The 24,519-nt window shown below is 70.3% G+C and carries 20 protein-coding genes; 15 read left to right on the top strand and 5 right to left on the bottom strand.

What is annotated here, in order from left to right; all coding sequences use genetic code 11:
- Window positions 1-12 precede the first annotated feature (12 nt).
- The 6 genes from O1R50_RS09865 to O1R50_RS09840 all read left to right on the top strand — a co-directional run bounded on the left by O1R50_RS09865 (window position 13) and on the right by O1R50_RS09840 (window position 10,041).
- A complete protein-coding gene (locus O1R50_RS09865) occupies window positions 13-1,104 on the top strand; it encodes an ATP-binding protein (protein ID WP_270109828.1) in 1,092 nt (363 codons plus the stop codon).
- Window positions 1,101-3,383 (top strand): DUF5682 family protein, encoded by a 2,283-nt coding sequence (locus O1R50_RS09860; protein WP_270109826.1) that lies wholly within the window; start codon window positions 1,101-1,103, stop codon window positions 3,381-3,383. The genes O1R50_RS09865 and O1R50_RS09860 overlap by 4 nt, the downstream gene beginning before the upstream one ends.
- Window positions 3,383-4,543, top strand: a complete 1,161-nt coding sequence (locus tag O1R50_RS09855) for a VWA domain-containing protein (protein WP_270109825.1) — start codon at window positions 3,383-3,385, stop codon at window positions 4,541-4,543. The genes O1R50_RS09860 and O1R50_RS09855 overlap by 1 nt, the downstream gene beginning before the upstream one ends.
- Window positions 4,540-6,501 carry a hypothetical protein gene (locus O1R50_RS09850; RefSeq protein WP_270109824.1) on the top strand — a complete coding sequence of 654 codons (1,962 nt, stop codon included), beginning with the start codon at window positions 4,540-4,542 and terminating at the stop codon, window positions 6,499-6,501. Before O1R50_RS09855 ends, O1R50_RS09850 begins: the two co-directional genes overlap by 4 nt.
- Before the next feature lie 111 nt (window positions 6,502-6,612).
- On the top strand, window positions 6,613-7,749 hold the full coding sequence (locus O1R50_RS09845) for an NAD(P)-dependent malic enzyme (protein WP_270109823.1): 1,137 nt from the start codon (window positions 6,613-6,615) through the stop codon (window positions 7,747-7,749).
- A 138-nt stretch (window positions 7,750-7,887) separates the two neighbouring features.
- Complete coding sequence (locus tag O1R50_RS09840) at window positions 7,888-10,041, top strand: hypothetical protein (RefSeq protein ID WP_270109822.1); 2,154 nt, start codon at window positions 7,888-7,890, stop codon at window positions 10,039-10,041.
- Here the strand turns inward: O1R50_RS09840 and O1R50_RS09835 are convergent.
- From O1R50_RS09835 to O1R50_RS09825, 3 genes are read right to left on the bottom strand one after another with little or no spacing between them, the layout of a single operon-like run.
- The gene (locus O1R50_RS09835) at window positions 10,038-11,621 is read right to left on the bottom strand and encodes a phospholipase D-like domain-containing protein (protein ID WP_270109820.1); all 1,584 of its coding nucleotides are present in this window, start codon (window positions 11,619-11,621) and stop codon (window positions 10,038-10,040) included. The two genes, O1R50_RS09840 and O1R50_RS09835, sit on opposite strands and share 4 nt — an antisense overlap.
- Entirely contained in the window at window positions 11,618-12,259 is a 642-nt protein-coding gene (locus O1R50_RS09830) for a phosphatase PAP2 family protein (RefSeq protein ID WP_270109819.1), read from the bottom strand. The genes O1R50_RS09835 and O1R50_RS09830 overlap by 4 nt, the downstream gene beginning before the upstream one ends.
- A 51-nt stretch (window positions 12,260-12,310) precedes the next feature.
- A complete protein-coding gene (locus O1R50_RS09825) occupies window positions 12,311-13,267 on the bottom strand; it encodes an ADP-ribosylglycohydrolase family protein (protein WP_270109818.1) in 957 nt (318 codons plus the stop codon).
- A gap of 136 nt (window positions 13,268-13,403) precedes the next feature.
- Here O1R50_RS09825 and O1R50_RS09820 point away from each other — a divergent pair, with 136 nt between their 5' ends.
- Entirely contained in the window at window positions 13,404-15,875 is a 2,472-nt protein-coding gene (locus tag O1R50_RS09820; RefSeq protein ID WP_408612663.1) for an alpha-L-arabinofuranosidase C-terminal domain-containing protein, read from the top strand.
- Window positions 15,876-15,924: 49 nt separating this feature from the next.
- On the opposite strand, the gene O1R50_RS09815 is transcribed toward O1R50_RS09820, so the two are convergent.
- Together O1R50_RS09815 and O1R50_RS09810 are read right to left on the bottom strand one after the other, a co-directional pair.
- Window positions 15,925-16,464, bottom strand: coding sequence for a hypothetical protein (locus O1R50_RS09815; RefSeq protein WP_270109815.1), 540 nt, complete (start codon window positions 16,462-16,464; stop codon window positions 15,925-15,927).
- Window positions 16,465-16,758: 294 nt separating this feature from the next.
- Window positions 16,759-17,733 carry a COX15/CtaA family protein gene (locus tag O1R50_RS09810; protein ID WP_270109814.1) on the bottom strand — a complete coding sequence of 325 codons (975 nt, stop codon included), beginning with the start codon at window positions 17,731-17,733 and terminating at the stop codon, window positions 16,759-16,761.
- A 165-nt stretch (window positions 17,734-17,898) separates the two neighbouring features.
- Here O1R50_RS09810 and O1R50_RS09805 point away from each other — a divergent pair, with 165 nt between their 5' ends.
- The 8 genes from O1R50_RS09805 to O1R50_RS09770 are packed head-to-tail and all read left to right on the top strand — an operon-like array spanning window position 17,899 to window position 24,518.
- Window positions 17,899-18,621: a helix-turn-helix transcriptional regulator gene (locus O1R50_RS09805; protein WP_270109928.1), complete on the top strand. Its 723-nt coding sequence runs from the start codon at window positions 17,899-17,901 to the stop codon at window positions 18,619-18,621.
- A 27-nt stretch (window positions 18,622-18,648) separates the two neighbouring features.
- A complete protein-coding gene (gene sufB, locus O1R50_RS09800) occupies window positions 18,649-20,082 on the top strand; it encodes a Fe-S cluster assembly protein SufB (RefSeq protein ID WP_270109812.1) in 1,434 nt (477 codons plus the stop codon).
- Between the two features lie 34 nt (window positions 20,083-20,116).
- Window positions 20,117-21,325, top strand: coding sequence for a Fe-S cluster assembly protein SufD (sufD, locus tag O1R50_RS09795; RefSeq protein ID WP_270109810.1), 1,209 nt, complete (start codon window positions 20,117-20,119; stop codon window positions 21,323-21,325).
- Window positions 21,326-21,664: a non-heme iron oxygenase ferredoxin subunit gene (locus tag O1R50_RS09790; RefSeq protein ID WP_270109809.1), complete on the top strand. Its 339-nt coding sequence runs from the start codon at window positions 21,326-21,328 to the stop codon at window positions 21,662-21,664.
- A gap of 11 nt (window positions 21,665-21,675) precedes the next feature.
- Complete coding sequence (gene sufC, locus O1R50_RS09785) at window positions 21,676-22,437, top strand: Fe-S cluster assembly ATPase SufC (RefSeq protein ID WP_270109808.1); 762 nt, start codon at window positions 21,676-21,678, stop codon at window positions 22,435-22,437.
- Window positions 22,438-22,456: 19 nt separating this feature from the next.
- A complete protein-coding gene (locus O1R50_RS09780; RefSeq protein WP_270109806.1) occupies window positions 22,457-23,725 on the top strand; it encodes a cysteine desulfurase in 1,269 nt (422 codons plus the stop codon).
- Window positions 23,725-24,183, top strand: a complete 459-nt coding sequence (sufU, locus tag O1R50_RS09775; protein ID WP_270109805.1) for a Fe-S cluster assembly sulfur transfer protein SufU — start codon at window positions 23,725-23,727, stop codon at window positions 24,181-24,183. Before O1R50_RS09780 ends, sufU begins: the two co-directional genes overlap by 1 nt.
- Window positions 24,180-24,518, top strand: a complete 339-nt coding sequence (locus O1R50_RS09770) for a metal-sulfur cluster assembly factor (protein ID WP_205325677.1) — start codon at window positions 24,180-24,182, stop codon at window positions 24,516-24,518. The genes sufU and O1R50_RS09770 overlap by 4 nt, the downstream gene beginning before the upstream one ends.
- Window position 24,519: the final 1 nt, after the last annotated feature.

The following is a 24,519-nucleotide window of genomic DNA, read 5'->3' as shown; positions in this document are numbered from 1 at the left end:
CAGAAAGCCGCCATGACCGCCACCGCACTCCCAGCAGAGCCGAAACTCCAACGCCCGCCCGCCGAGCGCCGCTACGCCTCCGAGCTCGAGAAGCTCGCCGCCGAGGACGAGTCGCCCCGCCCGCCCGGGTGGGCCCTCAGCCTCCAGGCCGCCCGCACCTTCATCGTGGGCGACGAATCGCGCGGCATCAGCCGCAAGTTCGTGGGCGACCCCTCGCTCATCGACCGGGCGCTCGTCACGCTCGCCACCAACCGCGGCCTCATGCTCGTGGGGGAGCCCGGCACCGCGAAATCGCTGCTGTCCGAGCTCATCGCGGCCGCCGTCTCCGGCGACTCCACCCTCACCATCCAAGGTGGAGCGTCCACCACGGAAGACCAGATCGCCTACTCCTGGAACTACTCCCTGCTGGTCTCCGAGGGGCCGACCGAACGCGCGCTCGTGCCCGCGCCCCTGCTGCGCGGCATGTCCGAGGGCCGGGTCGTGCGCTTCGAGGAGATCACCCGCTGCCCCCTCGAAGTCCAGGACTCGCTGCTCTCGCCCCTGTCCGACCGCGTGCTCGCCATCCCGGAGCTCGACGGCGACTCGATGGTGTTCGCCCGCGAGGGCTTCAACATCATCGCCACCGCCAACACCCGCGACCGCGGAGTGAACGAGATGAGCGCGGCCCTCAAGCGCCGCTTCAACTTCGAGACGGTCTTCCCCATCGCCGACTTCAAGACCGAGCTCGACCTGGTCGAGACCGAGGCCGCCGCTGCCCTCTCCCGCTCGGGCGTGCCCGCGCCCCCGTCGCGGGACGTGCTCGAAGTGCTCGTGCGGGTCTTCCGCGACCTCCGCACCGGCGACGCGAACTCCGGCCGCCCTCAGGCGGTCATGTCGACCGCCGAAGCCGTCTCCGTCGCCCACGCCGTGGGCATCAAGGCCTGGTACCTGCGCGGCGGCACCGCCGTCGCCGGGGACATCGTGGACTGCATGGCCGGGGCCGCCGCCAAGGACAACGCGGAGGACCTCGCGCGCCTGCGCCGCTACCTCGAGCAGAAGGCCCCCAAACGCAAAGGCCCGCACTGGGAATCGCTCTACCAGGCGCGGAACCTGCTGCCGGGATGATCGAGCGCCTCCACGTCCAGGGCGTGCGGCACCACTCGCCCGCCTGCGCCCGCCTCGTCGCCGAGCGGATCGAGGAGCTGCGGCCCGCCGCCGTGCTCATCGAGGGCCCGGCGGACTTCAACGACCGCCTCGGCGAACTCGCCCTCGAACACGAACTGCCCGTGGCGATCTACTCGTACGCGAGCACCGACCTCGCGGTGCGCCGCACTTGGGCGCCGATGTGCGACTACTCGCCCGAGTGGGTCGCGCTCGCCGAGGGCCGCCGCGCCGGGGCGGAGGTCCGCTTCATCGACCTTCCCGCCTGGCACCAGGCCTTCGACGGCGTCGAGAACCGGTACTCGGACGCCGAGCGCCGCTACACCGAGGCCACCGACCGGCTCTGCCGCGCCTTCGCCGTGGACAATGTGGACGCACTCTGGGACCACCTCGTCGAGGTCGCCGACCCTGAAGGGCTCGCCGACCGGCTCGACCGGTACTTCGACCTCGTGCGCGGCGAGGCCGAGACCGCCGATGTGGACACCGCCCGCGAAGCCTTCATGGCCCAGTGGATCCACGCGACGCTGGCGGCGACCGACGGTCCCGTGCTCGTCGTCTGCGGCGGCTTCCACGCTCCCGCGCTGCGCCGCCTCGTCGCGCTCGCCGCCACCGAGAACGAGGACGCCGCCCCTCCTCCGCTGCCCGAACCCCCCGAAGGCACCGAGACCGGCGGCTACCTCGTGCCCTACTCCTTCAAGCGCCTCGACGCCTTCGCCGGATACCAGTCCGGGATGCCCTCGCCCGAGTACTACCAGCGCCTCTGGGAAGCCGGGCCCGAGGAGGCGGCGGCCACGCTCGTGCAGCGCATCACCACCCGCCTGCGCCTCCGCGGCCTGCACGTCTCCACTTCGGACCTCATCGGCGCACGCAGCCTCACCGAGGGCCTCGCGCGCCTGCGCGGCCACGAACGGCCCGGCCGCACCGACCTCCTCGACGGCCTCGCCAGCGCCCTCATCAGCGACGACCTCGAGCAGCCGCTCCCGTGGACCCGCCGCGGACTGCTCACGGCCGGAACGCATCCGGTCGTGGTCGAGATGACCGCGGCCCTCACCGGCGAGCGGGTCGGCCGCCTCCACCCGGACACGCCCCGGCCTCCGCTCGTGGACGACGCCGAAGCCGAGATGGCCCGCCTCCGCCTCGACGGCGACGGACCGCTCCGCCTCGACCTCGCCAAACCCAAAGACCTCGAACGCAGCCGCGTCCTCCACTGCATGCGGCTCCTGCGCCTCCCCGGAGTGAAGCGCGACGAGGGTCCCACGGCGGGAGCGGACGTCCAAGCCCATGAGCACTGGACGCTCGACTCGAGGGCCGACCGGCTCCCAGTGCTCATCGAGTCCGGAGCGCTCGGCGCCACCCTCGGCGACGCCGCCCAGACCGTTCTCGAGCAGCGCGCCGACGCCGAGACCGCGCTCGACGCCTTGGCCGCCATGCTGTTCGACGCCGCCCTGTGCGGCCGCGCGCACCTCACCGACCGCCTCGGCGCCGCCGTCGAATCCGCTGTGGACGACAGCGGCAACCTCGGCGAGGTCGGACCCGCACTCGCCACCGTGCTCGCGCTGTGGCGCCACGACCACCTCTTCGGCACCGCCGGGAGCGACCTCTACGCCGCCGTCGTCACCGCGTGCGCGAACCGCCTCCTGTGGCTCGCCGAAGGCCTGCACGCCGGGCCCGGCCCTGCCGACCACGGACGCCTCCGCGCGATGCGCGCCCTGCGCGACGCCGTGCGCCACGCCCCGGGCCTCACGCCCCCGGCCGCCTCGGTCGCCGCTGCGGCCCAAAGGATCGCGATCGACGGCCAGGCCCCGCCCGACCTGCGCGGCGCGGCCCTCGGCCTCGCCTGGGCGCTCGGCGCGCCCGCGAACGCCGCCGAAGCCGCCGCGGGCGCGGCCGACCCCGACCGCCTCGGCGACTGGCTCGCCGGGCTCTTCGCCGTCGCCCGCGAAGAGGTCCTCGCCGAGGAGCAGGGTGTCGTGTCCGCTGTGGATGAACTGGTGGCCGACCTCAGCGAGGACGAGTTCCTCATCGCCCTGCCGGCCCTGCGGCAGGCGTTCGCGATGTTCCCGCCGCGTGAGCGCGGCCTCATCGCCGAACGCCTCGTAGCGGTCCGAGGCGGCGGCGACGCCCGCAGCCTCACCCGCAAACTCGCCGTCGACCCGGTCGTGATGGCCGCCGCGATGGCACTCGAAGCCCGCGTCGAGGCCGCCCTCGCCCGCGAAGACCTCGTATTCGGAGGGGAGTCCTGATGGGGGACGAGCACAACGGAGCCGACCTGCAACGCTGGCGGCTCATCCTCGGGCCCGCCGCCGAGAGCTGCACCGGCGGCCTCAGCGCCGAGAACGCCGGGCGCGACGCCGCCCTCGACTGGCTCTACAGCCGCGACGACGACCTCGGCAAGCGCGGCGTCCGACGCGGCGGGGCACGAGGCGACCGGGACGGCCAGCGCGGCGCGGACGACTCGCCGTCGCAGCTCACCACCGTGGACTGGCTCGACGGCATTCACCGGCTCTTCCCCAAGGAGACCATCGAACGGCTCGAACGCGACGCGATCGAACGCTACGAGATCAGCGACGTGCTCACCAATCCCGATGTGCTGGAGCGCATCGAGCCGAGCCCGGCCCTCCTCAAGGCCGTCCTGCGCACCAAGCACCTCATGAACCCGCAGGTGCTCGCCGCCGCCCGCCGCATCGTCGAAGAGGTCGTGCAGCGCCTCGTCGAGAAGCTCTCCGTGCAGGTGCGCACCGTCTTCACCGGCAGCCGCACCCGCAAACCCAGCTTCCACCGCCGCTCCCGCGACTTCGACCTCAAACGCACGCTGCGCGCCAACCTCAAGCACTACCAGCCCGAGGAGCGGCGCGTCGCCATCGAACGCCCGCAGTTCCATTCGCGCACTTCCAAACGCCTGGAGCAGTGGCAGCTCGTGCTGCTCGTCGACCAGTCCGGGTCCATGACCGGCTCGGTGATCCACTCGGCCGTCACCGCCGCATGCCTGCACGCCCTCCCCGGCCTCAAGACCCACCTGATCGCGTTCGACACCGCCGTGGTCGACATGACCTCCGATGTGGACGACCCGGTCGAACTGCTCATGAAGGTCCAGCTCGGCGGCGGCACCGACATCGCCCGAGCCGTCGAGTACGGCGCCGGACTCATCGAGAACCCGCGCCGCTCCATCGTGGCCCTCATCAGCGACTTCTACGAAGGCGGCAGCGAAGCCCGGCTCGTCCACCTCGTCAAGCAGCTCTGCGATCAGGGCACCCAGGTGCTCGGCCTCGCCGCCCTCGACGAGGACGCGAACCCGATCTTCGACCGCCACATGGCCGCCCGCCTCACCAAGGCCGGCGCCCACGTCGGCGCCATGACCCCCTCCCACCTGGTCGAATTCGTTGCGGAAAGGCTCGGCACGTGACCGCGGAACCCAGGCACGACCTCCTCGCCCTCACCCCCGACGCCCTTGCGGCCCTTGCCAACCGCGGCCTCGTCAAACGCGCCGCCAAGGACCTCGACGCCGGGACGGCCCCCACCGTCACGCTCGCCGAGGACGGCACCCTCACCGCCGTCTTCCCCGACGGCGCAGAGACCGCGCTCCCGGCCGCGGGCGGCCTCGAAGCCTCCACCTGCACCTGCGGCGCCTCCGGCAAGTGCCGCCACCGCGTCGGCGCCGTCCTCGCCTACCAGCGCGCACAAGCGGCGCCCGAAACGGCTCCGGCAGCAACCGAACCGGTCGCCAGCCCCGCCGCCATCACCGACGAGGAGCTCCGCGGCACCCTCGGCCACCACGCCCTCAAAGCCGCCGAGCAGACCCGCCGCGCCGGATACACCGCCCGCCTCACCTGGCCCGGCCCCGACCGGCCAGCCGCGGCCGAACTCCCCGCGGCGACAGTGAAGTTCCTCGTCCCCGGCCTCGGCTACGTCCACACCGACGCCACCGGCCCCGCCCGCGACGCCGCTATCGTCCTCGCCGTCTGGGCCTTCCGAGACGCCGAACCGGACGCGATCACCGTCAGCGTCGGCGGCGCTGTCGCCACCGACGGCCTCGACGCCGCCCTCGGCGCCGCCCTGGACCAGGCCCTCACCCTCGCCGAACGCGTCCTCCTCGACGGCGCGGTCGGTGCCGACGGCGTCCTCCGCGCCGCGCTCCAACGCGAGTCCCAAGCCCTCACCCGCCGCCGCGCCCACTGGCCCGCCGGAGCGGTCGACGACCTCATCGACCAGCTCGAACGCTACGAGGAACGCTCAGCCGCGTACGACCCGCAGCGGCTCGCCGTCCTCCTTGCCGAACTCCCCGCCCGAGCCCGCGCCGCCAGACACCGTGAAGGCACCCCGACCGCCCAGGTTCTCGGCAGCGAGGAAGCCGACGCCACCCCGCTCACCCTCGTGCGCCTCACCGGCCTCGGCGCCCGCGTCGGCACCGAAGGCGACACGCGCACCCTCGAGATCTACCTCGCGCAGCCCGAGACCGGCATGGTCCTCGCGGTCCAGCGCGACTGGCCCGTCGCGGAGAACGGCGGCCCCACCGGATCAGAGCTCGCCTCGCGCCGCCTCGCCGGATGCAAGATCGGCGCTCTGGCCTCCGGGAACACCGTCACCGAGGCCGCCTCGCGCACGGCGGCCCGCGCGCTCAGACTCGGCACCGGCCGACTCGCCAAAACCCAGGTCCTGCCGCTGGGCCTGGCCTGGAACGACCTCCCGGACTCGCTCCGCACCACCGACCTCGACGCCCTGGCCGAGGAACTCGCCGCCCGCCCGCCCGCACTCGTGCGCCCGCGCGTGGCCGCCGAATCCCTGCGCGTCATCGCCGTCGAGGAGGCCCGGCTCCTCGGCTACGATCCCGCCTCGCAGTGCCTCGAAGCCCGCATCAGCGCCCCCAAGGGCGGCACCGCGATCCTTCGCGTCCCCCATCGCGGCGCTGCACCCGGCGCCCTTGAAGCGGCCGAGCAGGCCCTGCTCAAAGGGGTCATCGGCGTCGCCGGTCACGTGCACCGCCACCGCGGCGAGCTCATCGTCGAGCCCACCGCGCTCCTCACCGAGGACGGCCCCGTGATCCCCGACTTCGCGCCGGGGGACGACACGGCCGAGCTGGCGGCCGTCGACGCGGCGGCCGAAACCGACCCGGTCGCCGCCGCGATCGAGGGCGCGCTCACCGCATGCGCCGATCTCGCGCACCAGGGCCTGCGGGGCGCCCGCGAGCCGTCCCGGCGCCGCGTGGACGCCACCGCCGCCGAACTCCAGCGGGTCGGACTGCAAAGGGCCGCAAGCGATTTCGTGCACCTGTCCAAATCGTTGGCCGGCGGGGACGACACCGCGAAATGCGCCGCCTGGACTGCCGCCGTTGTCCGAATACTGGTCACCGCTGAGCTACACTGACCGCCTGGGCAATCCCCAGTCTGTAACTTCAGCCACTCAAATCTCAGCCGGAGCCATCCGTTCGGCGTACGCAGAGTCGGCGATCATCATCGAAGCAATGAGGCTTGACCAATGATCGACCTGCAAGACCCGATCTTCGTCGCCCACGAGGGCGGCAAACTGCGCACCTCCACCACCGTTCCACTCGCCAGCCGCGAGGACCTCGCGGTCGCCTACACGCCCGGCGTGGCCCGCGTCTGCGAGGCCATCGCCGCCGACGAGTCCCTGGCGCGGACCCACACCTGGCGCTCCAACGTGGTCGCCGTGGTCACCGACGGCACCGCCGTCCTCGGCCTCGGCGACATCGGCCCGGCCGCCTCCCTCCCCGTCATGGAGGGCAAGGCCGCCTTGTTCCGCCAGTTCGCCGACGTCGACGCGGTCCCGATCTGCCTGGACACCAAGGACCCCGACGCGATCGTGGCCGCCGTCGCGGCCATCGCGCCGTCCTTCGGCGGCATCAACCTGGAGGACATCTCCGCTCCGCGCTGCTTCGAGATCGAGGACCGGCTCAAGGCCCTCCTCGACATCCCGGTCTTCCACGACGACCAGCACGGCACCGCCGTGGTCGTCCTCGCCGCGCTCACCAGCGCACTGCGCCTCCAGGGCCGCCGCGCCGAAGACCTCACGGTCGCCGTCGTCGGCGCCGGTGCGGCGGGCGTCGCGATCACCAAGATCCTGAGCGAAGCGGGCGTCGGCGACCTCATCGTCTGCGACTCCACCGGGATCATCCACGAGGGCCGCGACCGCCTCAACCCGGTGAAGGCGCGGCTCGCGACCGCGACGAACCGATCCGGCCGCAGCGGCGGCGTCGCCGAGGCGCTCAAAGGCGCCGACGTCCTCGTCGGCGTCTCGGGCGGCTCCGTCCCCGAATCGGCCCTGGAAGGCATGGCGGACAACGCGATCGTGTTCGCCCTCGCCAACCCGACACCGGAGGTCGCACCCGAGATCGCCGCGGAGTACGCCGCGATCGTCGCCACCGGCCGCAGCGACTACCCGAACCAGATCAACAACGTCCTCGCGTTCCCCGGGATCTTCCGCGGCGCCCTCGACGCGGGCGCCCCGCAGATCACCGAAGCGATGAAACTCGCCGCGGCCCAGGCGATCGCGGACATCGCCGCCGAAGACCTCGCCGCCGACCGCATCGTCCCGTCCCCGCTCGACCCCCGGGTCGCCCCGGCGGTGGCGGCGGCAGTGCGGGCCGCGGCCTAGCGGACACATGAACGGGCGGCCCGGCACACGCCGGGCCGCCCCTTCGCTTCCCTTGCGAGGCGAGCACGCCCGGCGCGCCGATGTCATACTGCGATGACGGGGGAAACGAACGTGCTGCCCAGCCGCGAGAGGACCCCGGTGACCCAGCCCCCCACGGACGCACCCGACCAGCACAAGCCCGTCAAGGACGACAGCCTCTTCACCCGCGTCTCCACCGCGATGCTCGCCGTGGTCGCGATCCCGATGCTGCTGCCCGCCGCCGAGCCCTGGTTCCAAGGCAACCTGTACCTGCGCATCGCCGTCGTCGCCGTCCTCGTGCTGCCCTTCGTCTTCCTCAGCACCCGTCGCGCCATCCGCCGCCGAGGACGCCCCGAGGACCCCGCCGACGAAGTCCGCCTCGGCAAAGCCGCCGACCGCCTCGCCGCCGCCGTCCGCGAGCAGTGGTTCAGCGAGGCCACCAACCTCAAACTCAACCGCGCCAAAGACCTCATCGACCTCGACTGGGACGCCGCCGGACGCCGCGCCCCCAGAAGCCGCCGCGACCGCACCCTCACCCAACTCCCCGGCCTCTTCGACGACCTGGCCGCACACGGCTCACCGCGGCTCGTCCTCCTCGGCGGTCCCGAGAGCGGCAAGAGCGCCTCCCTCGTCTACCTCACCCTCCGCCTCCTCAAGACCCGCGGCCCCCAAGCCCGACGCGTCCCCGTCCTCTTCACCCTCGCCGACTGGAACACCCCCGACAGCTTCGAGGACTGGCTCATCGCCCGCCTCACCGACCAGCACACCTGGCTCACCGCCGAGGACTACGGCCCCGACCTCCCCGCCCTCCTCATCCGCGGCGGCTACATCCTCCCGGTCCTCGACTCGTTCGACGAGATCAGCGTCAAGGCGACCGAGACCGGCGGCCCGACCGGCGACACCTCCCTCGAACTGCGCAAGCAGCTCATCGCCTCGCTCAACGAGACCGCCCTCGAACTGCCCGGCCTCATCCTCTCCTCCCGCACCCCCGAGTACACCGAAGCCGAAAGGAGAGGCGGACCGCTCGACGACGCCACCGTCATCGAACTCCAGCCGCTCACCAAGAAGCAGGTCCGCGCCTACCTCGAACGCGTCATCCTCGAAGAGGCCCACGACGAATGGCGGCCCGTCTTCAACGACCTCCGCGACCTCCCGTTCCGGCGCGGCAACCCGGCCCTCCTCGCACTCACCTCACCGCTCGTCCTCAGGCTCACCATCGAGATCTGGGAGAAGACCGACATGCGACCGGCCCATCTCACCGACCGCCGCCGCTTCCCCGACGCCGCCGCCGTCACCGCCTTCGTCCTGCGCGAATTCGCGCCCACCCGCTTCAAACAGCGCCCCAGCAAGATCGAACGGAAGAAGGGCCGACTCGCCCGCGAAGAGGCCATGCGCTCGCTCCAATACCTCGCCGCGAACACCCGCAACGGCGACACCTGGGACGCCATCCGGTGGTGGGAGCTGTCCATGCTCGCCCGCACTCCGACCAGAATCGCCGCCGGCGCCATCGGCTTCGCCCTCACCCTCGCCGCCGTCGGCCTCGGCGGCCGCATCGGCTTCGAGCAGGCCGGGCTCGACCCGCGCGGCGCCTGGCTCGTCGGCGGCCTCCTCGGCCTCTTCGCCGCCTGCCTCCTCGGCTACTTCTGCTACCGCAACCGCCCGCCGCTGCCCGCCGAGACCCAGGTCCACACCGACGGCAAGCAGCTCATGACCGCCCTCAAGAGCGGCATTCCGATCTTCCTCTTCGCCACCGTGGCCGGGGTCGCCATGCTCGGCCCCGAACGCGGCCCGCTCATCGGCTTCGGCTTCGCCCTCCCGATCGGCGCCATGTACGCCCTCGTCACCCCCGACCCCGCCGCGAAAGCGACCAACCCGCGCCTGCTGCTCACTCGCGACCTGCGGGTCGGCTACGTCTTCGGTGCCGCCTACGCCGTCCCCGCCTTCGTCGTCGCCTTCGTGACCTCCGACCGGATCTGGTTGAGCGTGGCCTTCGCGATCGCCTGCGCGCTAGCGGGAGCGCTGCTCTACGGCGCGCAATGGGCGCTCGCACTGCGAGGCGGCAAGGCCGGGGCCGTCGCCTTCGTGCACTTGGCGTTGGCGATCCTGGTGCTCGCGCCGAAGCGGCACCTGCCGTGGAAGGTCATGCACTTCCTCGAGGAGGCCCACAAGTGCGGCATCCTGCGGCGGCAGGCGGGCGGCACCTACGAGTTCCGACACGCCAACATCGCCGCCGCCATCGCGGCGCGGGGAGCGAAGGAGCTGGAGCGGGCCTAGGGCTTCCACGCCCCGGTGTCGAACCGGAACGACCGCAACCTGCGGCGCACGTCGAGGCCTTCGGTCCCGAGGCCGAGCGCCCGCAGGTACGCCTCCGGTCGTTCGAGGCCGAGCGGCACGCGTGTGCCCTCGTGCGGGAACGGCAGGATCCGAGAGGCCACCGGCTCGCCCGGCGCCTCGCGCAGTCCCCGCAGTTTCAGCTCGGCCCGCTCGCGCCAGAGCGCCGCCCAACCCCCTTCGGGGCGAACGAGTTCGGCGTCGTCGAGGCCCAGGTGCTCGGCCCACAGCCGGCGCCGCAATCCGGAGGCGAGGTGCCGCACCGCCGCGCCGTCCCCGCCGTCGAAGTCGGCGATCGAGAGGTTGACCTCGGTGGCGCGCACCAGTTCCGGAGCCTCGGGTCCGAAGACCCCGGACACCCGCCCGAGCCAGCGGACGGGGAGCGAAGCCCGGCGGCGGTGGTCGGAAGCCAGCGTGGACAAGCCGTCGAGGTTCGCCGAGCCGACGGTCAGCCACCGGTCGTCCACAATGGCGACCTTCGAGTGGATGTGGGTGCGGATGATCGAGCGGCCCTCGTGGCTCCAGGCGGTGTACACGCCGACCCGGTTCGCCGCGCCCGCTCTGCGGACGCCCGTCCACAGCCGCTCGAGGGCCTCAGCCTGCCAGCGCGGGTAGCCGGGGATGTCGGGGCGGCTGTTGAGGAGCGCGATCACCTGGAGGTCCCTGCTGCGTCGCAAGGCCGCGACGAGCTCGTCCACGATCGCGGTCGAGGTCAGATACTGGTTCTCCAGGTACACGAACTCCTCGGCCTCGGCGAGGGCCGTCCGGTAGGACTCGTGGACGCCCGTCTCGCCTTGCGGCAGTGCGGCGAAGCGGCCGCCGTGCAGGGTCCGGGTGACCTGGACCGGGATCGTTCCGGTGCGGTCGTCGGGCTTGCGCTCGGTGCGGTCGTCGGGCCCGCAGTGGTCCCAGTGGAGGCGGAACACCGCGTCCAGGTCGGCGGTGGCGGGCCCGGTGACGCGGGCGGAGACGTCGTGATTGGGGGCGAGTACCGAACTGCGCCAGCGCAGGTGGCCGCGCCGCGGGTCGTCGACCGCGTGGGCGGGGCCGTCGAAGTACTCCTGGGCGAAGATCGACCCGATCGAGTACGCGAGCGCGTCGTCGATGATGAAGAGCTTCGCGTGGATCGGGGCGGCCTGCGGTGTCGTGAAGCGCCGCAACCGGATGCGGCCGGTGCCGTCGTGCCGGGCGAAGTACCGCTCCACGGCCCGGCTGGTGTTGGCGGGGGACCAGCCGGGTCGGACGTCGTTGAGCAGCACGTCGACTTCGACACCGCGGCGGGCGGCCGCGAGCAGGGCCTCCTCCATCCGGACGCTGCCCGGGGCTCCCGGGCGGCCCGCCGGGTCCTCGGCGAAGCCCAGGCGCACGTGCGGCAGGTCGAGCATGAACAGCATGCAGCGCAGGGAGGTCCGCGCACTTGCGATGTCCTCGGCGAGGCGTCCCCAGGCGGCCTCGTTGTCGATCAGGAACTCGACGCGGTTCCCGCGGCTCGGGCGCGGTCCCTGGACGACTGCGGCGGTCATGGATTCGCCGTCTCGCCATCCGGTGCGGCCCAAAGGCCTCGGCAGCGCCAGGCGGCGAACGAGGCCAGGCTCGCGGCGGCGATGCCGCCCGCGAGGTCGGCGAGGTAGTGCTGGTGCACGAACACCGTGGAGACCACCACGAGCGCGCACCAGGTCGTGCAGATGATCCCCACGCGGCCGCCGAAGCGCAGCCAGTGGATCGCGAAGACCGTCGAGAATCCAGTGTGGAGACTGGGGAAGGCGTTGTAGGGCTCGTCATTGCCGTAGACGAGCCGCAGGCCGTCCCAAAGAGGGCCGGTGCCGAGCTCGTCGGGGCGGGCCACGTAGGTCTGCGCGGTGAGGTAGACGGTGTAGGCGATGAGCAGCAGCACGACCGCCGCGAGCAGGGTGCTCAGCAGCAGGTCGGCCGCGCGCAGACCGAACACGAGAAAGGTGAGCGGCGCGAGCGCGAACACGGACAGGTAGGGGATGACGAACGCGGGCACGAGCGGGATGCGCTCGTCGAGGGGCGTTCGGAGCACCATGTCCTCGGGGCCGTGGTTGAGCGCTCCATAGCAGGTGGACAGGCCCGCGAGAGCGGCGACGAGGACGAGCAGGGCGATGATCTCGCGCCGGCTCCGGAGGGGGCGTGCGGTCATCCGTCCAGCTTGGCACAGGTACGCCTTCCCCGTCATGCGCCGGTTTCGGGCTCAGGCAACGGGTTCCATTCGGGCGGCCAATGCGGTGATCGTGTCCCGTCCCTCCACTTGCGAGGCCCATTCCCTCGGCAGGGCCGCATGGCCGTACGCCGCGCCGTAGAGGTTCCCTAGGATCGCACCCGTCGAATCCGAGTCGCCGCTGTGGCTCACGGAGGCGGTGAGGCCCTTCCGCACGTCGTCGGTGCCGAGGAAGCAGTAGACGGCGATCGCCAAGGCCTCCTCGGCGATCCAGCCTTCGCCGAGCGGCGCGCAGGTGTTCGGTCCGGGAGGGACGTTGCCCGCCAACCGGTACGCCTGCTGCAGCGCGTCAGCGGTCTCGGAGCGGTCGAGGCCGCCGCGCAGGTGCAGCAGGGTCGCGGAGACGGCGCGCTGCGGCGTCTCGCCGTTCATCAAGTGCGCCACGATCATCGCGAACGCGCCCGCCGAGGCCCCGGCGGTCGGGTGGCCGTGGGTCAGGGCCGAGCACCGCTCGGCGAGCGCGAACGCCTCATCCGGTCCGAAGTGGAATCCGAACGGCGCTGAGCGCATGACGGTGCCGCAGCCCTTCGAGTCCATGTTGACGCCGGGCCCGCCGCCGGCCCGCAGGCCTGAGAGGCACGCGTTGCCCGGGGCGCGGCGGTCGTAGAGCCACGGCTCGGCGGCCAGCCCCCGCGCGCCGCTCGGCGGCAGGTACTCCTTCTGCGTCGCGTACCAGCGCATATAGGCGCGCTTGACCGACTCGAACTCGTCGCCCGCCGATGCCTCCAGGAGTCCTTCGGCGGTGAAGAGGGTCATCTGGGTGTCGTCGGAGATCTGGTTGCGGCGGAGCTCGGTGACTCCTTCCGGCCCCCACGACACATTGATCCGGTCCCAGTGGTTGAACTCGACCTGATATCCGAGGGCGTCGCCGACCGCCCCGCCGATGAGGCATCCGAGAACGCGGTCGTGCCGCGAGAGCGCTTGAGTCACGCCGGGATTGTATGGCGTCCAAGCCCCTTGGGCCTCCGGCAGATCGGTCCAAGTGCGGACTCTTGACGCGAGTGACCGTTAACATGCACAATACATCGACATATTTCGACCCTCCCTCACATCAGGACGGAAGACGATGAAGCCTCCGACCAGAACGAGAACGGTGACCGTCGTTGCAGCGGCGGCCATCGTGCTCTCCACCTTCTCCGCCTCCCAAGCGTCGGCGCAGGAGGCCGACGCGAGCATCCGCGTCGACCTCGACGACGCCACCGCGATCTCCGACGAGCTCTACGGCCTGTTCTACGAGGACATCAACCACGCCGCAGACGGCGGCCTCTACGCCGAGCTCGTCCAAAACCGCTCCTTCGAGTTCAGCCCGGCCGACGAGGGCTCCTACCACTCGCTGACCTCGTGGACCGTGAACGGCGAGGCCGCAGTGGCCGACACGGACGGCCTGCACGAGAACAACGTCCACTACCTCGCCGCCGAAGCGGGCACCGCGATCGTCAACGCCGGCTACAACAGCGGCATGGCGATCGAAGCCGGTGAGACCTACGACTTCAGCGTCTGGGCGCGCGCCGACCAGAACGCGAACCTCACCGCCCGGCTCCTCGACGCCGACGGCAACCCGGTCAGCGGCACCGCCACCGTCAACACCGGCGCGGGCGAATGGGTGGAACTCTCCACAGTGCTCAACGCCAGCGCCTCCACTGTGAACGGCCGCCTCGCGGTCACCACCGACGCCGCCGCCGACCTCGACATGGTCTCGCTCTTCCCGCAGGACACCTTCCTCGGGCGGGAGAACGGCCTGCGCAAGGATCTCGCCGAACTCATCGCCGACCTCGACCCGAGCTTCCTGCGCTTCCCCGGCGGCTGCATCGTCAACACCGGCGACTTCGACCGCGAGGGCCGCGAGCGCGCCTACAACTGGAAAGACACCGTGGGGCCCGTCGAGGAGCGCCTGACCAACCAGAACTTCTGGGGCTACAACCAGACCTACGGCCTCGGCTACTACGAGTACTTCCAGTTCGCCGAGGACATCGGGGCGCAGCCGCTGCCCGTCGTCCCGGTCGGCGTGACCGGCTGCGGCCAGTCCGCCGAGATCACCGATGCCGCCGAGCTCCAGACCTGGGTCCAGGACACGCTCGACCTCATCGAGTTCGCCAACGGCCCCGCCGACTCCGAATGGGGTTCGCTTCGCGCCGCGATGGGCCACCCGGAGCCCTTCGGGCTCACCAAGATCGGCCTCGGCAACGAGGAGTACAAGGACCAGTTCTACGTGAACTTCCCGGCCTTCAAAGAAGCGCTCCGCGAGGCCCACCCCGAGATCGAGATCGTCGGCAACTCCGGCATCGACGACTCCGGCGCGGTCTTCGACCGCAGCTGGGAGTTCATGCGCGAGCAGCAGGTCGACCTCGTCGACGAGCACTACTACAACTCGCCCGAGTGGTTCTTCTCCAACAACACGCGCTACGACGGCTACGACCGGATGGGCCCGCACGTGTTCGTCGGCGAGTACGCCTCCCGCTCGAACACCTGGTGGAGCGCCCTCTCCGAGGCCTCCTACCTGACGGGCATCGAACGCAACGGCGACGTGGTCGACATGGCCTCCTACGCCCCGCTGCTGTCCAACATCGACTACATCGACTGGGCGCCGGACATGATCTGGTACGACAACCACCAGGCCGTCAAGTCCGCCAGCTACGAGGTCCAGAAGCTCTTCAGCACCAACGCCGGAGACGAAGTGCTGGCCTCCACTCTGGAAGCAACGCCGATCGCCTCGCCCGACATCCAGGGCGGCATCGGCCTCGCCACCTGGAACACCGCCGCGACCTACGATGACGTGAAGGTGACCGCCGCCGACGGCACCGAGCTCTTCAGCGACGACTTCTCCACGGGCGCCGACGGCTGGACCGTCGGCGGCAACGCCGCCGGCGCCTGGTCGGCGGCAGACGGTTCGTACAGCCAGACCGCGCTCGTCGAGGACGCCCGCAGCACCGCCGGCTCGGCGGACTGGTCGAACTACACGTATGAAGTCAAGGCCACCAAGACCGCCGGCAGCGAGGGCTTCCTTGTCATGTTCGGCGTCGAAGGCTCCGACGACTACTACTGGTGGAACCTCGGCGGCTGGAACAACACCACCAGCGCCGTCGAGAAGGCCGGCAACGGCGCGAAGTCCACGCTCCTCAACCACGACACCGTGATCGAGACCGGCCGCACCTACGACCTCAAGATCGAGGTCGAGGGCCGCACCGTCACCGGCTACGTGGACGGCGTGCAGGCCTTCACGTTCGAGGACAAGGAGGCGGTCGAACCGCTCTACCAGGTCGTCACCCGCAACGAGGACACCGGCGAGGTCACCCTCAAGGTCGTCAACGCCCAGAGCGAAGCGGTCGCCACCGACGTCGAAATCGAAGGGCAGAGCCTCCGAAGCACGGCCGAGGTCACCACCATCGCCTGCGAACCCGGCTGCGACAACCTCCTCGGCCAGGACCAGGTCGTCTACCCGGCCACCGAGGAGGTCAAGGGCCTCGGCAACGAGTTCACCTACGAGTTCGAGCCCTACTCCGTCACCTTCATCACCCTGAAACCACAAGGGCGCCATTAAGAACGAACGCGGCCCCGGGCGAAAGCCCAGGGCCGCGCCTTGCTCGAATTCAGTCGCGCACGCGACGGGTCGCCACGGCGACCGCAAGCGCACCGATGGTCAGCGCCGCCGAGAACACGACGACCGCCGCACCGAGCCAGCCGCCGGCGTGCAGCAAGCCGTCCCTCGGCCAGTTCGACTCGTCGAGGCCGAAGCCGTTCTCTTCCACGTGGAAGACGTAGGTGATCAGCCAGGCGGTCAAGCCCCACGCGACCGCGAACCAGTACGACAGGACGTGCGCCGACCGGCGGGCGCCCTCCTCACCTGAGCGCAGACCGTCCACCCGTCGCGCTGCTGCGCGCAGCAGCGGCAGATGCGCGCCCAGGAACAGCGCCACCGGAACCGCGACTGCCGTGACGAGGATCGGGTCCTGCCACGAGATGCCCTCGTTCGGGTCGCCCACGATCATCTCGACGGTCGAGCTGACGCAGTAATAGACCAGCAGGGCGACGAGATTGAGCGCTGACGCGACCCGATACCCGCGCAACAACCGCGCGCTCGACTCCATACGGCCGGCCGCCCCGGCCAACCCGGACTCCATCGCCGTCATGCAACCACCTTCCTATGGGAAGTTCTGATGCCGGCTATACGCGGTGACCGCGGTCGACGGTTGCACCATTCACCCGAATCCGTGCGGCATCTCGGCGACCCCACCGGCGGGCATGCGAACGAAACGTGGCCTCGGGATGCACCGACAAGGCGCCGCCGCTGCCGCACCGTTCCGTTGGTGGCTGGTTGAACCTCGCCTCAAGCCGACCCGGCCCCGGTCCAGCGCCCCCGGTCTTTCGCCGGCCACCCCCGTCACTCCTGGCAGCCGGATTCGTGCACCTGCGGATTGAGCGAGTCAGGCGACGGGTTCGGGGTCGAGGATTCGGTCGCCTTCCCGGTCGCCGTGGATCTCGTAGTGGAGGGGGACCGCTTCGATGCTCGGTTCGCGTTTGCGGAGGCTGAAGGGGACCGCCACCGCCGCGACCCAGAGCACCCCGGCGCCGAACATGTGGAGGCCGACCAGGAGCACCGGCAGATCCAGGTAGTACTGCGTGTAGCCGACGACCCCTTGCAGAAGCTCGACCGCGAGCAGCGTGTACGCCACGCGCTTCGCCGCCTCGGGGGCCTTCACCGCGTGCAGGGCCGCGATCAGCGCCACCGTGAGGCCGAGCAGCAGCCACACCAGGTCCGCGTGCAGCTGCGACATCAGCGCCGGGTCCAGACCGTTGCGAGGCGTCTCGGCGTCGCCCGCGTGCGGGCCCGAACCGGTCACGACCACGCCGAGCACGATCACCGCGAAGGCGACCCCCACCAGGCCGCGAGCGAGCAGCTGCACGGGGCGGGGGACCAGCGGCACCACTTCGCCGTCCGGCTCGCCCGAGCGCACGTACAGCGCCACGGAGAGGGCCACCAGTGGGATCGAGGCCAGGAAGTGCAGTCCCACGACCCACGGGTTCAAGCCCGTCCAGACCGTGATGCCGCCGAGGATCGCCTGAACCGGCACATAGAGGCACGCGCCGAACGCCAGCTTCACCAGCGACGACCGCCGCGGGATCCGCCGCCACGCCGCCACCAGCGCGCCGATCGCGATCGCGACGAGCACCCAGGTCAGGACCCGGTTCCCGAATTCGATCGCGCCGTAGATCCCCATCTCAGGGGTCGCCACCAGCGAGTCGGCTGTGCATTGGGGCCATTCGGGGCAGCCCAGACCCGACTCGGTCAGCCGCACCGCGCCGCCGGTCACGATGATGCCGACGTTCGCGATGACGCTCGCGAGCGCCCACCGGCGCACCGCGCCCGGTCTGCCAAACCACCGCTGCAACAGGTTCACGCCGCGAATTTATCCCTGTCCCCGGTCACGGCTTCGGGCCGGGCCTCGAGGTGTGGGCTGGAGCGGCACCTGAGGAATGTGAGGTTAGGCAAACCTGCGTGCCCCGTCTCACCGGCGGCCATCTCGACGTGCCGCGCCGAATTAAGTAAGCTTTGTGTTGTGGAAATGGTGACGAGGGCGACCAGCCACTCGACGGACGGGGACACCCGCCGCCGAGTGACCCGGTTGCTGCTCGAACGCGGTCAAGCCACGGCCGCCGACCTCGCGCAGGACCTCGGCATCACCGCCACCGCCACCCGCCGCCATCTCGACGCGATGGAGGCCGAAGGCCAGGTCGAGACCCGCGTGGTCAAGACCGCCGGTCGCGGAAGGCCCGCCAAGAGCTACCAGCTCACGCCCGCCGCCCGCACCAACTTCGGCCACACCTACGACGACCTCGCGATGGAGGCGCTGCGCTGGATCCGCCGCTTCGAAGGCGAGGACGCCGTAGGCGGCTTCGCCGCCGAGCAGGTCGCGCGATTGGAGGCCCGTTGCCGGGCCGCCATGGACGCGGTCGACTCGGACGATTCGATGGCCCGCGCGCAGGCGCTGGCCACCGCCATGTCAGGCGAGGGCTACGCCGCAACTGCGTCGGTCATCGCTTCAGGCGGGCAGATCTGCCAGCACCACTGCCCGGTGGCGGGCGTGGCCGCGGAGTTCCCGCAGCTGTGCGAGGCGGAGACGCGGGTGATCAGCCGCCTGCTGGGCGTTCACGTCCAGCGCCTGGCGACGATCGCCAACGGGGACGGGGTGTGCACCACCCACGTGCCCGGCACGAACCGCGGCCTCCGGGCCGCGGGCGCCGAAGGCCCGGTGCCATTGCCAGACCCCGAACGCGCAGACCGATAACCCGACAGGTCAAAGGTGAGACTTGAGATGACCGACACGCAGAAGTCCGAGCCGCTGAGCCAAGCAGAGGCCCTCGCCTCCCTCGAGCGGTACGAGTACGGCTGGGCCGACTCCGACGCCGCCGGCGCGAACGCGCGCCGCGGGCTGACCGAAGAGGTCGTCCGCGACATCTCCGCGCGCAAGGACGAACCCGAGTGGATGCTCGACCTGCGCCTGAAGGGCCTCAAGCTCTTCGGCCGCAAGCCCATGCCCAACTGGGGCGCCGACCTGTCCGGCATCGACTTCGACAACATCAAGTACTACGTCGAGGCGTCCGAGAAGCAGGCCGAGTCCTGGGAGGACCTGCCCGAGGACATCAAGAAGACCTACGACAAGCTGGGCATCCCCGAGGCCGAGCGCCAGCAGCTCGTCTCCGGCGTCGCCGCCCAGTACGAGTCCACGGTGCTCTACCACTCCATCCGCGAGGACCTGGAGCAGCAGGGCGTCGTCTTCATGGACACCGACACGGGCCTGCGCGAGCACCCGGAGATCTTCAAGGAGTACTTCGGCTCCGTGATCCCGGTGGGCGACAACAAGTTCGCCGCGCTCAACACCGCCACCTGGTCGGGCGGCTCGTTCATCTACGTGCCCAAGGGCGTCCACGTCGACATCCCGCTCCAGGCCTACTTCCGGATCAACACCGAGAACATGGGCCAGTTCGAGCGCACGCTCATCATCGCCGACGAGGGCTCGTTCGTGCACTACATCGAGGGCTGCACCGCCCCGGTGTACTCCTCGGACTCGCTGCACTCCGCGGTCGTCGAGATCATCGTCAAGAAGGACGCCCGCGTCCGCTACACGACCATCCAGAACTGGTCGTCCAACGTCTACAACCTGGTCACCAAGCGCGCGATCGCCGAGCAGGGCGCGACCATGGAATGGGTCGACGGCAACCTCGGCTCCAAGGTCACCATGAAGTACCCGGCCGTGGTCATGGTCGGCGAGCACGCCAAGGGCGAGGTCCTGTCCGTCGCCATGGCGGGCGAGGGCCAGCACCAGGACACCGGCGCGAAGATGACGCACGCGGCGCCGCACACCTCCTCGACGATCGTCTCCAAGTCGATCTCGCGCGGCGGCGGCCGCACCTCGTACCGCGGCCTGGTCAAGGTCGACGAGGGCTCGCACCACTCGAAGTCCACCGTGAAGTGCGACGCGCTGCTGGTCGACACCATCTCGCGCTCCGACACGTACCCGTACGTCGACATCCGCGAGGACGACGTCGACATGGGCCACGAGGCCACCGTGTCCAAGATCGGCGAGGACCAGATGTTCTACCTCATGAGCCGGGGCCTCACCGAGGACGAGGCGGCGGCCATGATCGTGCGCGGCTTCATCGAGCCCATCGCCAAGGAGCTCCCGATGGAGTACGCCCTCGAGCTCAACCGCCTGATCGAGCTTCAAATGGAAGGCGCCGTCGGTTAAGCGGCCCGGCTAGGACGAGGAAACCAGAGATTTCATGAGCATCGAATTGGCAGTCGCCAAGCCGCACACCCACGGCGCGGGCGAGGCGCCCCCGAAGACCAAGTCGCAGCTGCTGCGCTCCTTCGAGCCAGCGGACTTCCCGGCCCTCACCGGCCGGGAGGAGGACTGGCGCTTCACGCCCATCAAGCGCCTCGCCGGGCTCGACAGCCTCGAGACCGCCCCGGCGGCCAAGGCCGCCGAGTACGCGATCCGCAGCCTGCCCGAAGGGGTCAGCGCCGAGGCCGTCGGCAAGGACGACGAGCGCCTGGGCTCCATCCTCAAGCCCTTCGACCGGCCCAGCGCCATCGCGTGGGCCAAGAGCGAGAAGGCCCTGCTCGTCGCGATCTCGCCCGAAGCGCAGGTCACCGAACCGGTCTGGATCGACGTGACGGGCGGCGGCCTCGACGGCGCCACCTGGGCCCACACCTTCATCGAGGTCGGCCACCACGCCGACGTCACCTTGATCGTGCGGCACACCGGCCTGGCCCGCCTCGGCGACAACGTGGAGATCGCCGTCGGCGACGGCGCCCACCTGCGCCTCGTCGTGGTCGCCGAATGGGACCGCGAGTCCACCCACGTCGAGCACCAGAAGGCCCGCCTCGGCCGCGACGCCAAGCTCGACCACATCGCCGTCACGCTCGGCGGCGACCTGGTCCGCCAGTACCTGTCGGTCGACTACGCCGCCCAGGGCGGGTCCGTGGACGCCTTCGGCCTCTACTTCGCCGACGCCGGCCAGCACCTGGAGCAGCGCCAGCTCGTGGACCACGCGGTCCCCGACTGCCGCTCCAACGTGAACTACCGCGGCGCCCTCCAAGGCGACGGCGCGCACACCGTGTGGATCGGCGACGTCCTCATCCAGGACGCGGCCACCGGCACCGACACGTACGAGATCAACCGCAACCTCGTGCTCTCCGACGGCGCCCGCGCCGACTCGGTGCCGAACCTCGAGATCGAGACCGGCGAGATCGTCGGCGCCGGCCACGCCTCGACCACCGGCCGCTTCGACGAGGAGCACCTGTTCTACCTCCAGTCGAGGGGCATCCCCGAAGCGGAGGCCCGCCGCCTGGTCGTCAAGGGCTTCTTCAACGAGATCGTCCAGAAGATCCCCGACGAGGGCCTGCGCGAGGAGCTCACCGAGCTCGTCGTCGCCCGCCTGGACGCCGGCAGATTCCTCGCACCCGCGGATGTCGAGGCCGGTGCGTAAATGACCGACAACGACTTCCTGCGCGTATGCGCCCTCGACGAACTGCCGGAGGGCGAGGCCATCGCGGCCGACATCCACGGCACGTCGATCGTGCTCGTGCGCAAAGGAGACGAGGCCTTCGCCCTCTACGACGAGTGCTCCCACGCGGCCGTGGCGCTCTCCGAGGGCGACGTCGAGGACTGCTCGATCGAATGCTGGCTGCACGGGTCGACCTTCGACCTGCGCACCGGCAAGCCGTCCGGCCCGCCCGCCACGACCGCGGTCGCGACCTATCCGATCGAGATCCGCGACGGCGACGTCTATCTCAGCCTGAAGCCCAAGACCACCGAAAACGCCTGAAGGAAACAGTTATGAGCAAGCTCGAGATCCGCGACCTGCACGTCTCGGTCAACACCGACGAGGGCGCCAAGCCGATCCTGCACGGCGTCGACCTGACCATCAGCTCCGGCGAGACCCACGCCATCATGGGCCCCAACGGCTCCGGCAAGTCGACTCTGGCCTACTCGCTGGCCGGTCACCCGAAGTACGAGATCACCTCCGGCTCCGTCCTGCTCGACGGCGAGGACGTCCTCGAGATGACCGTCGACGAGCGCGCCCGCGCCGGCCTCTTCCTCGCCATGCAGTACCCGGTCGAGGTCCCCGGCGTCTCGGTCTCCAACTTCCTGCGCACCGCCAAGACCGCCGTCGACGGCGAGGCCCCCAAGATCCGCACCTGGATGAAGGACCTCAAAGGCGCCATGGCCGAGCTGAAGATGGACGAGGCGTTCATCAACCGCAACGTGAACGAGGGATTCTCCGGCGGCGAGAAGAAGCGCCATGAGATTCTGCAGATGGAGCTGCTCAAGCCCAAGATGGCGATCCTCGACGAGACCGACTCCGGCCTCGACGTCGACGCCCTCCGCATCGTCTCCGAGGGCATCAACCACGCCAAGGCCACGAGCAACCCGGGCGTCCTGCTCATCACGCACTACACGCGCATCCTGCGGTACGTGAAGCCCGACTTCGTCCACGTCTTCGTCGACGGCAAGATCGCCGAAGAGGGCGGCCCCGAACTCGCCGACAAGCTCGAAGCCGAAGGCTACGAGTCCTACGTCGGCACGAAGGCCGCCTAGCCAACAGGAAGAAGGAGCCGTGGAGGCTGCCAGCAAGCTCGACGTCGAGGCCATCAGGGCCGACTTCCCGATCCTGCAGCGCAGGATCGGGGACAAGCCCCTGACCTACCTCGACTCGGCCGCGACCTCGCAGAAGCCGGTCCAGGTCGTCGAGGCCATGCGCCACTTCACCGACCACTCGAACGCGAACATCTCGCGCTCGGTCCACACGCTCGGTTCCGAGGCCACCGAGGCCTACGAGGGCGCCCGCGCCAAGGTCGCCGCGTTCATCGGCGCCCCGAGCCCCGACGAAGTGGTGTTCACCAAGAACTCCACCGAGTCGATCAACCTGATGGCCTACGCGTTCCAGAACGCCGCCTTCGACCCCGCCGCCGACCCGCGCTTCAAGCTCGGCCCCGGCGACGAGGTCGTGGTGACCGAGATGGAGCACCACGCCAACCTCATCCCCTGGCAGCAGCTCTGCCAGCGGACCGGCGCGACGCTGAAGTGGATCGGCATCACCGACGCCGGCCGCCTCGACCTCGACACCGTCGACGAGGTCATCACCGAACGCTGCAAGGTCATCTCGTTCGTCCACGTCGCCAACCTGCTCGGCACGGTCAACCCGACCTCGCAGATCACGCGGCGCGCACGCGAGGTCGGCGCCCTCGTCGGGCTCGACGCCTCCCAGTCCGTCCCGCACCTCCCCGTGGACGTGACCGAACTCGGCGTCGACTTCATCGCCTTCACCGGACACAAGATGCTCGGCCCGACCGGGATCGGCGTCCTGTGGGCGAAAGCGGACCTGCTCGCCGCCATGCCCCCGTTCCTGACGGGCGGCTCGATGATCAAGACCGTCACGATGGAGCACACCACCTTCGCCGACGCGCCCGCCAAGTTCGAGGCCGGCACGCCGCCGATCGCCGAGGCCGTGGGCCTCGCCGCCGCCGTCGACTACCTCGACAAGCTCGGCATGGCGAACGTGCGCTCCCACGAGAAGGAGCTCGCCGGCTACATGCTCGACAGGCTCGAGACCGTGGACGGCCTTGAGATCATCGGCCCGCGCGTCCCGATCGGGCGCAGCGCCACGGTCTCCTTCACCTTCGAAGGGGTTCACCCGCACGACGTCGGACAGATCCTCGACGCCGAGGGCATCGCGGTCCGGGTAGGCCACCACTGCGCCAAACCCACCTGCGCCCGCTTCGGCGTCAACGCCACCACGCGCGCCTCCGGGTACCTCTACAACACCCATGAGGAAATAGACCGGCTCGTGGAGGCGTTGGGCCAGGTGCGAAAGGTGTTCGGCTGATGAATCTCGACGAGCTCTACCAGGAAGTCATCCTGGACCACTACAAGCGCCCGCGCGGCGCGGGCCTGCGCGAACCCTACGAGGGCGAGTCGCACCAGGTCAACCCGACCTGCGGCGACGAGATCACCCTCCGGGTCCACGTGGCGGACGGCAAGGTCGCCGACGTCTCCTACGACAACGTCGGCTGCTCGATCTCGAAGGCCTCGGCCTCCGTGATGTACGAGCTCATCAACGGCACTACGGTGGACGACGCGCTGGCGAAGCTGGCCGAGTTCACCGAGCTGATGAACTCCAAGGGCCAGTCCGAGGGCGACGAGGAGTCGCTCGAGGACGCCGTCGCGTTCGCGGGCGTCTCGAAGTACCCGATGCGCGTCAAATGCGCGCTGCTGGGCTGGAAGGCGTTCCAGGACGCCCTAGTCAGAGCTGAAGCCTCGATCCCCGGAAGGACCGACGCATGACCGACACCGTGAAGGCGAAAGAGGACGACATCCTCGAAGCCATGAAAGACGTGGTCGACCCCGAGCTGGGCATCAACGTGGTCGACCTCGGCCTCATCTACGGCGTGCACGTGGACGAGCAGAACGTGGTCACCCTCGACATGACCCTGACCTCGGCGGCCTGCCCGCTGACGGACGTCATCGAGGACCAGTCCCGCTCCGCCCTGTGCAGCGGCCCGGAAGGCGGCCTCGCCGCCGACCTCAAGATCAACTGGGTGTGGATCCCGCCGTGGGGCCCGGACAAGATCACCGACGACGGCCGCGACCAGCTTCGCGCTCTAGGGTTCAACGTCTAGG

The organism is Glycomyces luteolus (assembly GCF_027622875.1).
GTDB lineage: Bacteria > Actinomycetota > Actinomycetes > Mycobacteriales > Micromonosporaceae > Glycomyces > Glycomyces luteolus.
This window is presented reverse-complemented; position numbering and strand designations above follow the sequence as displayed.

What these genes read in the sequence shown, in the direction of transcription:
- O1R50_RS09865 (WP_270109828.1), top strand. Translation starts at nt 13, where the DNA reads ATGACCGCCACCGCACTCCCAGCAGAGCCGAAACTCCAACGCCCGCCC.
- O1R50_RS09860 (WP_270109826.1), top strand. Translation starts at nt 1,101, where the DNA reads ATGATCGAGCGCCTCCACGTCCAGGGCGTGCGGCACCACTCGCCCGCC.
- O1R50_RS09855 (WP_270109825.1), top strand. Translation starts at nt 3,383, where the DNA reads ATGGGGGACGAGCACAACGGAGCCGACCTGCAACGCTGGCGGCTCATC.
- O1R50_RS09845 (WP_270109823.1), top strand. Translation starts at nt 6,613, where the DNA reads ATGATCGACCTGCAAGACCCGATCTTCGTCGCCCACGAGGGCGGCAAA.
- O1R50_RS09835 (WP_270109820.1), bottom strand. Translation starts at nt 11,621, where the DNA reads ATGACCGCCGCAGTCGTCCAGGGACCGCGCCCGAGCCGCGGGAACCGC.
- O1R50_RS09830 (WP_270109819.1), bottom strand. Translation starts at nt 12,259, where the DNA reads ATGACCGCACGCCCCCTCCGGAGCCGGCGCGAGATCATCGCCCTGCTC.
- O1R50_RS09820 (WP_408612663.1), top strand. Translation starts at nt 13,404, where the DNA reads ATGAAGCCTCCGACCAGAACGAGAACGGTGACCGTCGTTGCAGCGGCG.
- O1R50_RS09815 (WP_270109815.1), bottom strand. Translation starts at nt 16,464, where the DNA reads ATGACGGCGATGGAGTCCGGGTTGGCCGGGGCGGCCGGCCGTATGGAG.
- O1R50_RS09805 (WP_270109928.1), top strand. Translation starts at nt 17,899, where the DNA reads ATGGTGACGAGGGCGACCAGCCACTCGACGGACGGGGACACCCGCCGC.
- sufB (WP_270109812.1), top strand. Translation starts at nt 18,649, where the DNA reads ATGACCGACACGCAGAAGTCCGAGCCGCTGAGCCAAGCAGAGGCCCTC.
- sufD (WP_270109810.1), top strand. Translation starts at nt 20,117, where the DNA reads ATGAGCATCGAATTGGCAGTCGCCAAGCCGCACACCCACGGCGCGGGC.
- O1R50_RS09790 (WP_270109809.1), top strand. Translation starts at nt 21,326, where the DNA reads ATGACCGACAACGACTTCCTGCGCGTATGCGCCCTCGACGAACTGCCG.
- sufC (WP_270109808.1), top strand. Translation starts at nt 21,676, where the DNA reads ATGAGCAAGCTCGAGATCCGCGACCTGCACGTCTCGGTCAACACCGAC.
- sufU (WP_270109805.1), top strand. Translation starts at nt 23,725, where the DNA reads ATGAATCTCGACGAGCTCTACCAGGAAGTCATCCTGGACCACTACAAG.
- O1R50_RS09770 (WP_205325677.1), top strand. Translation starts at nt 24,180, where the DNA reads ATGACCGACACCGTGAAGGCGAAAGAGGACGACATCCTCGAAGCCATG.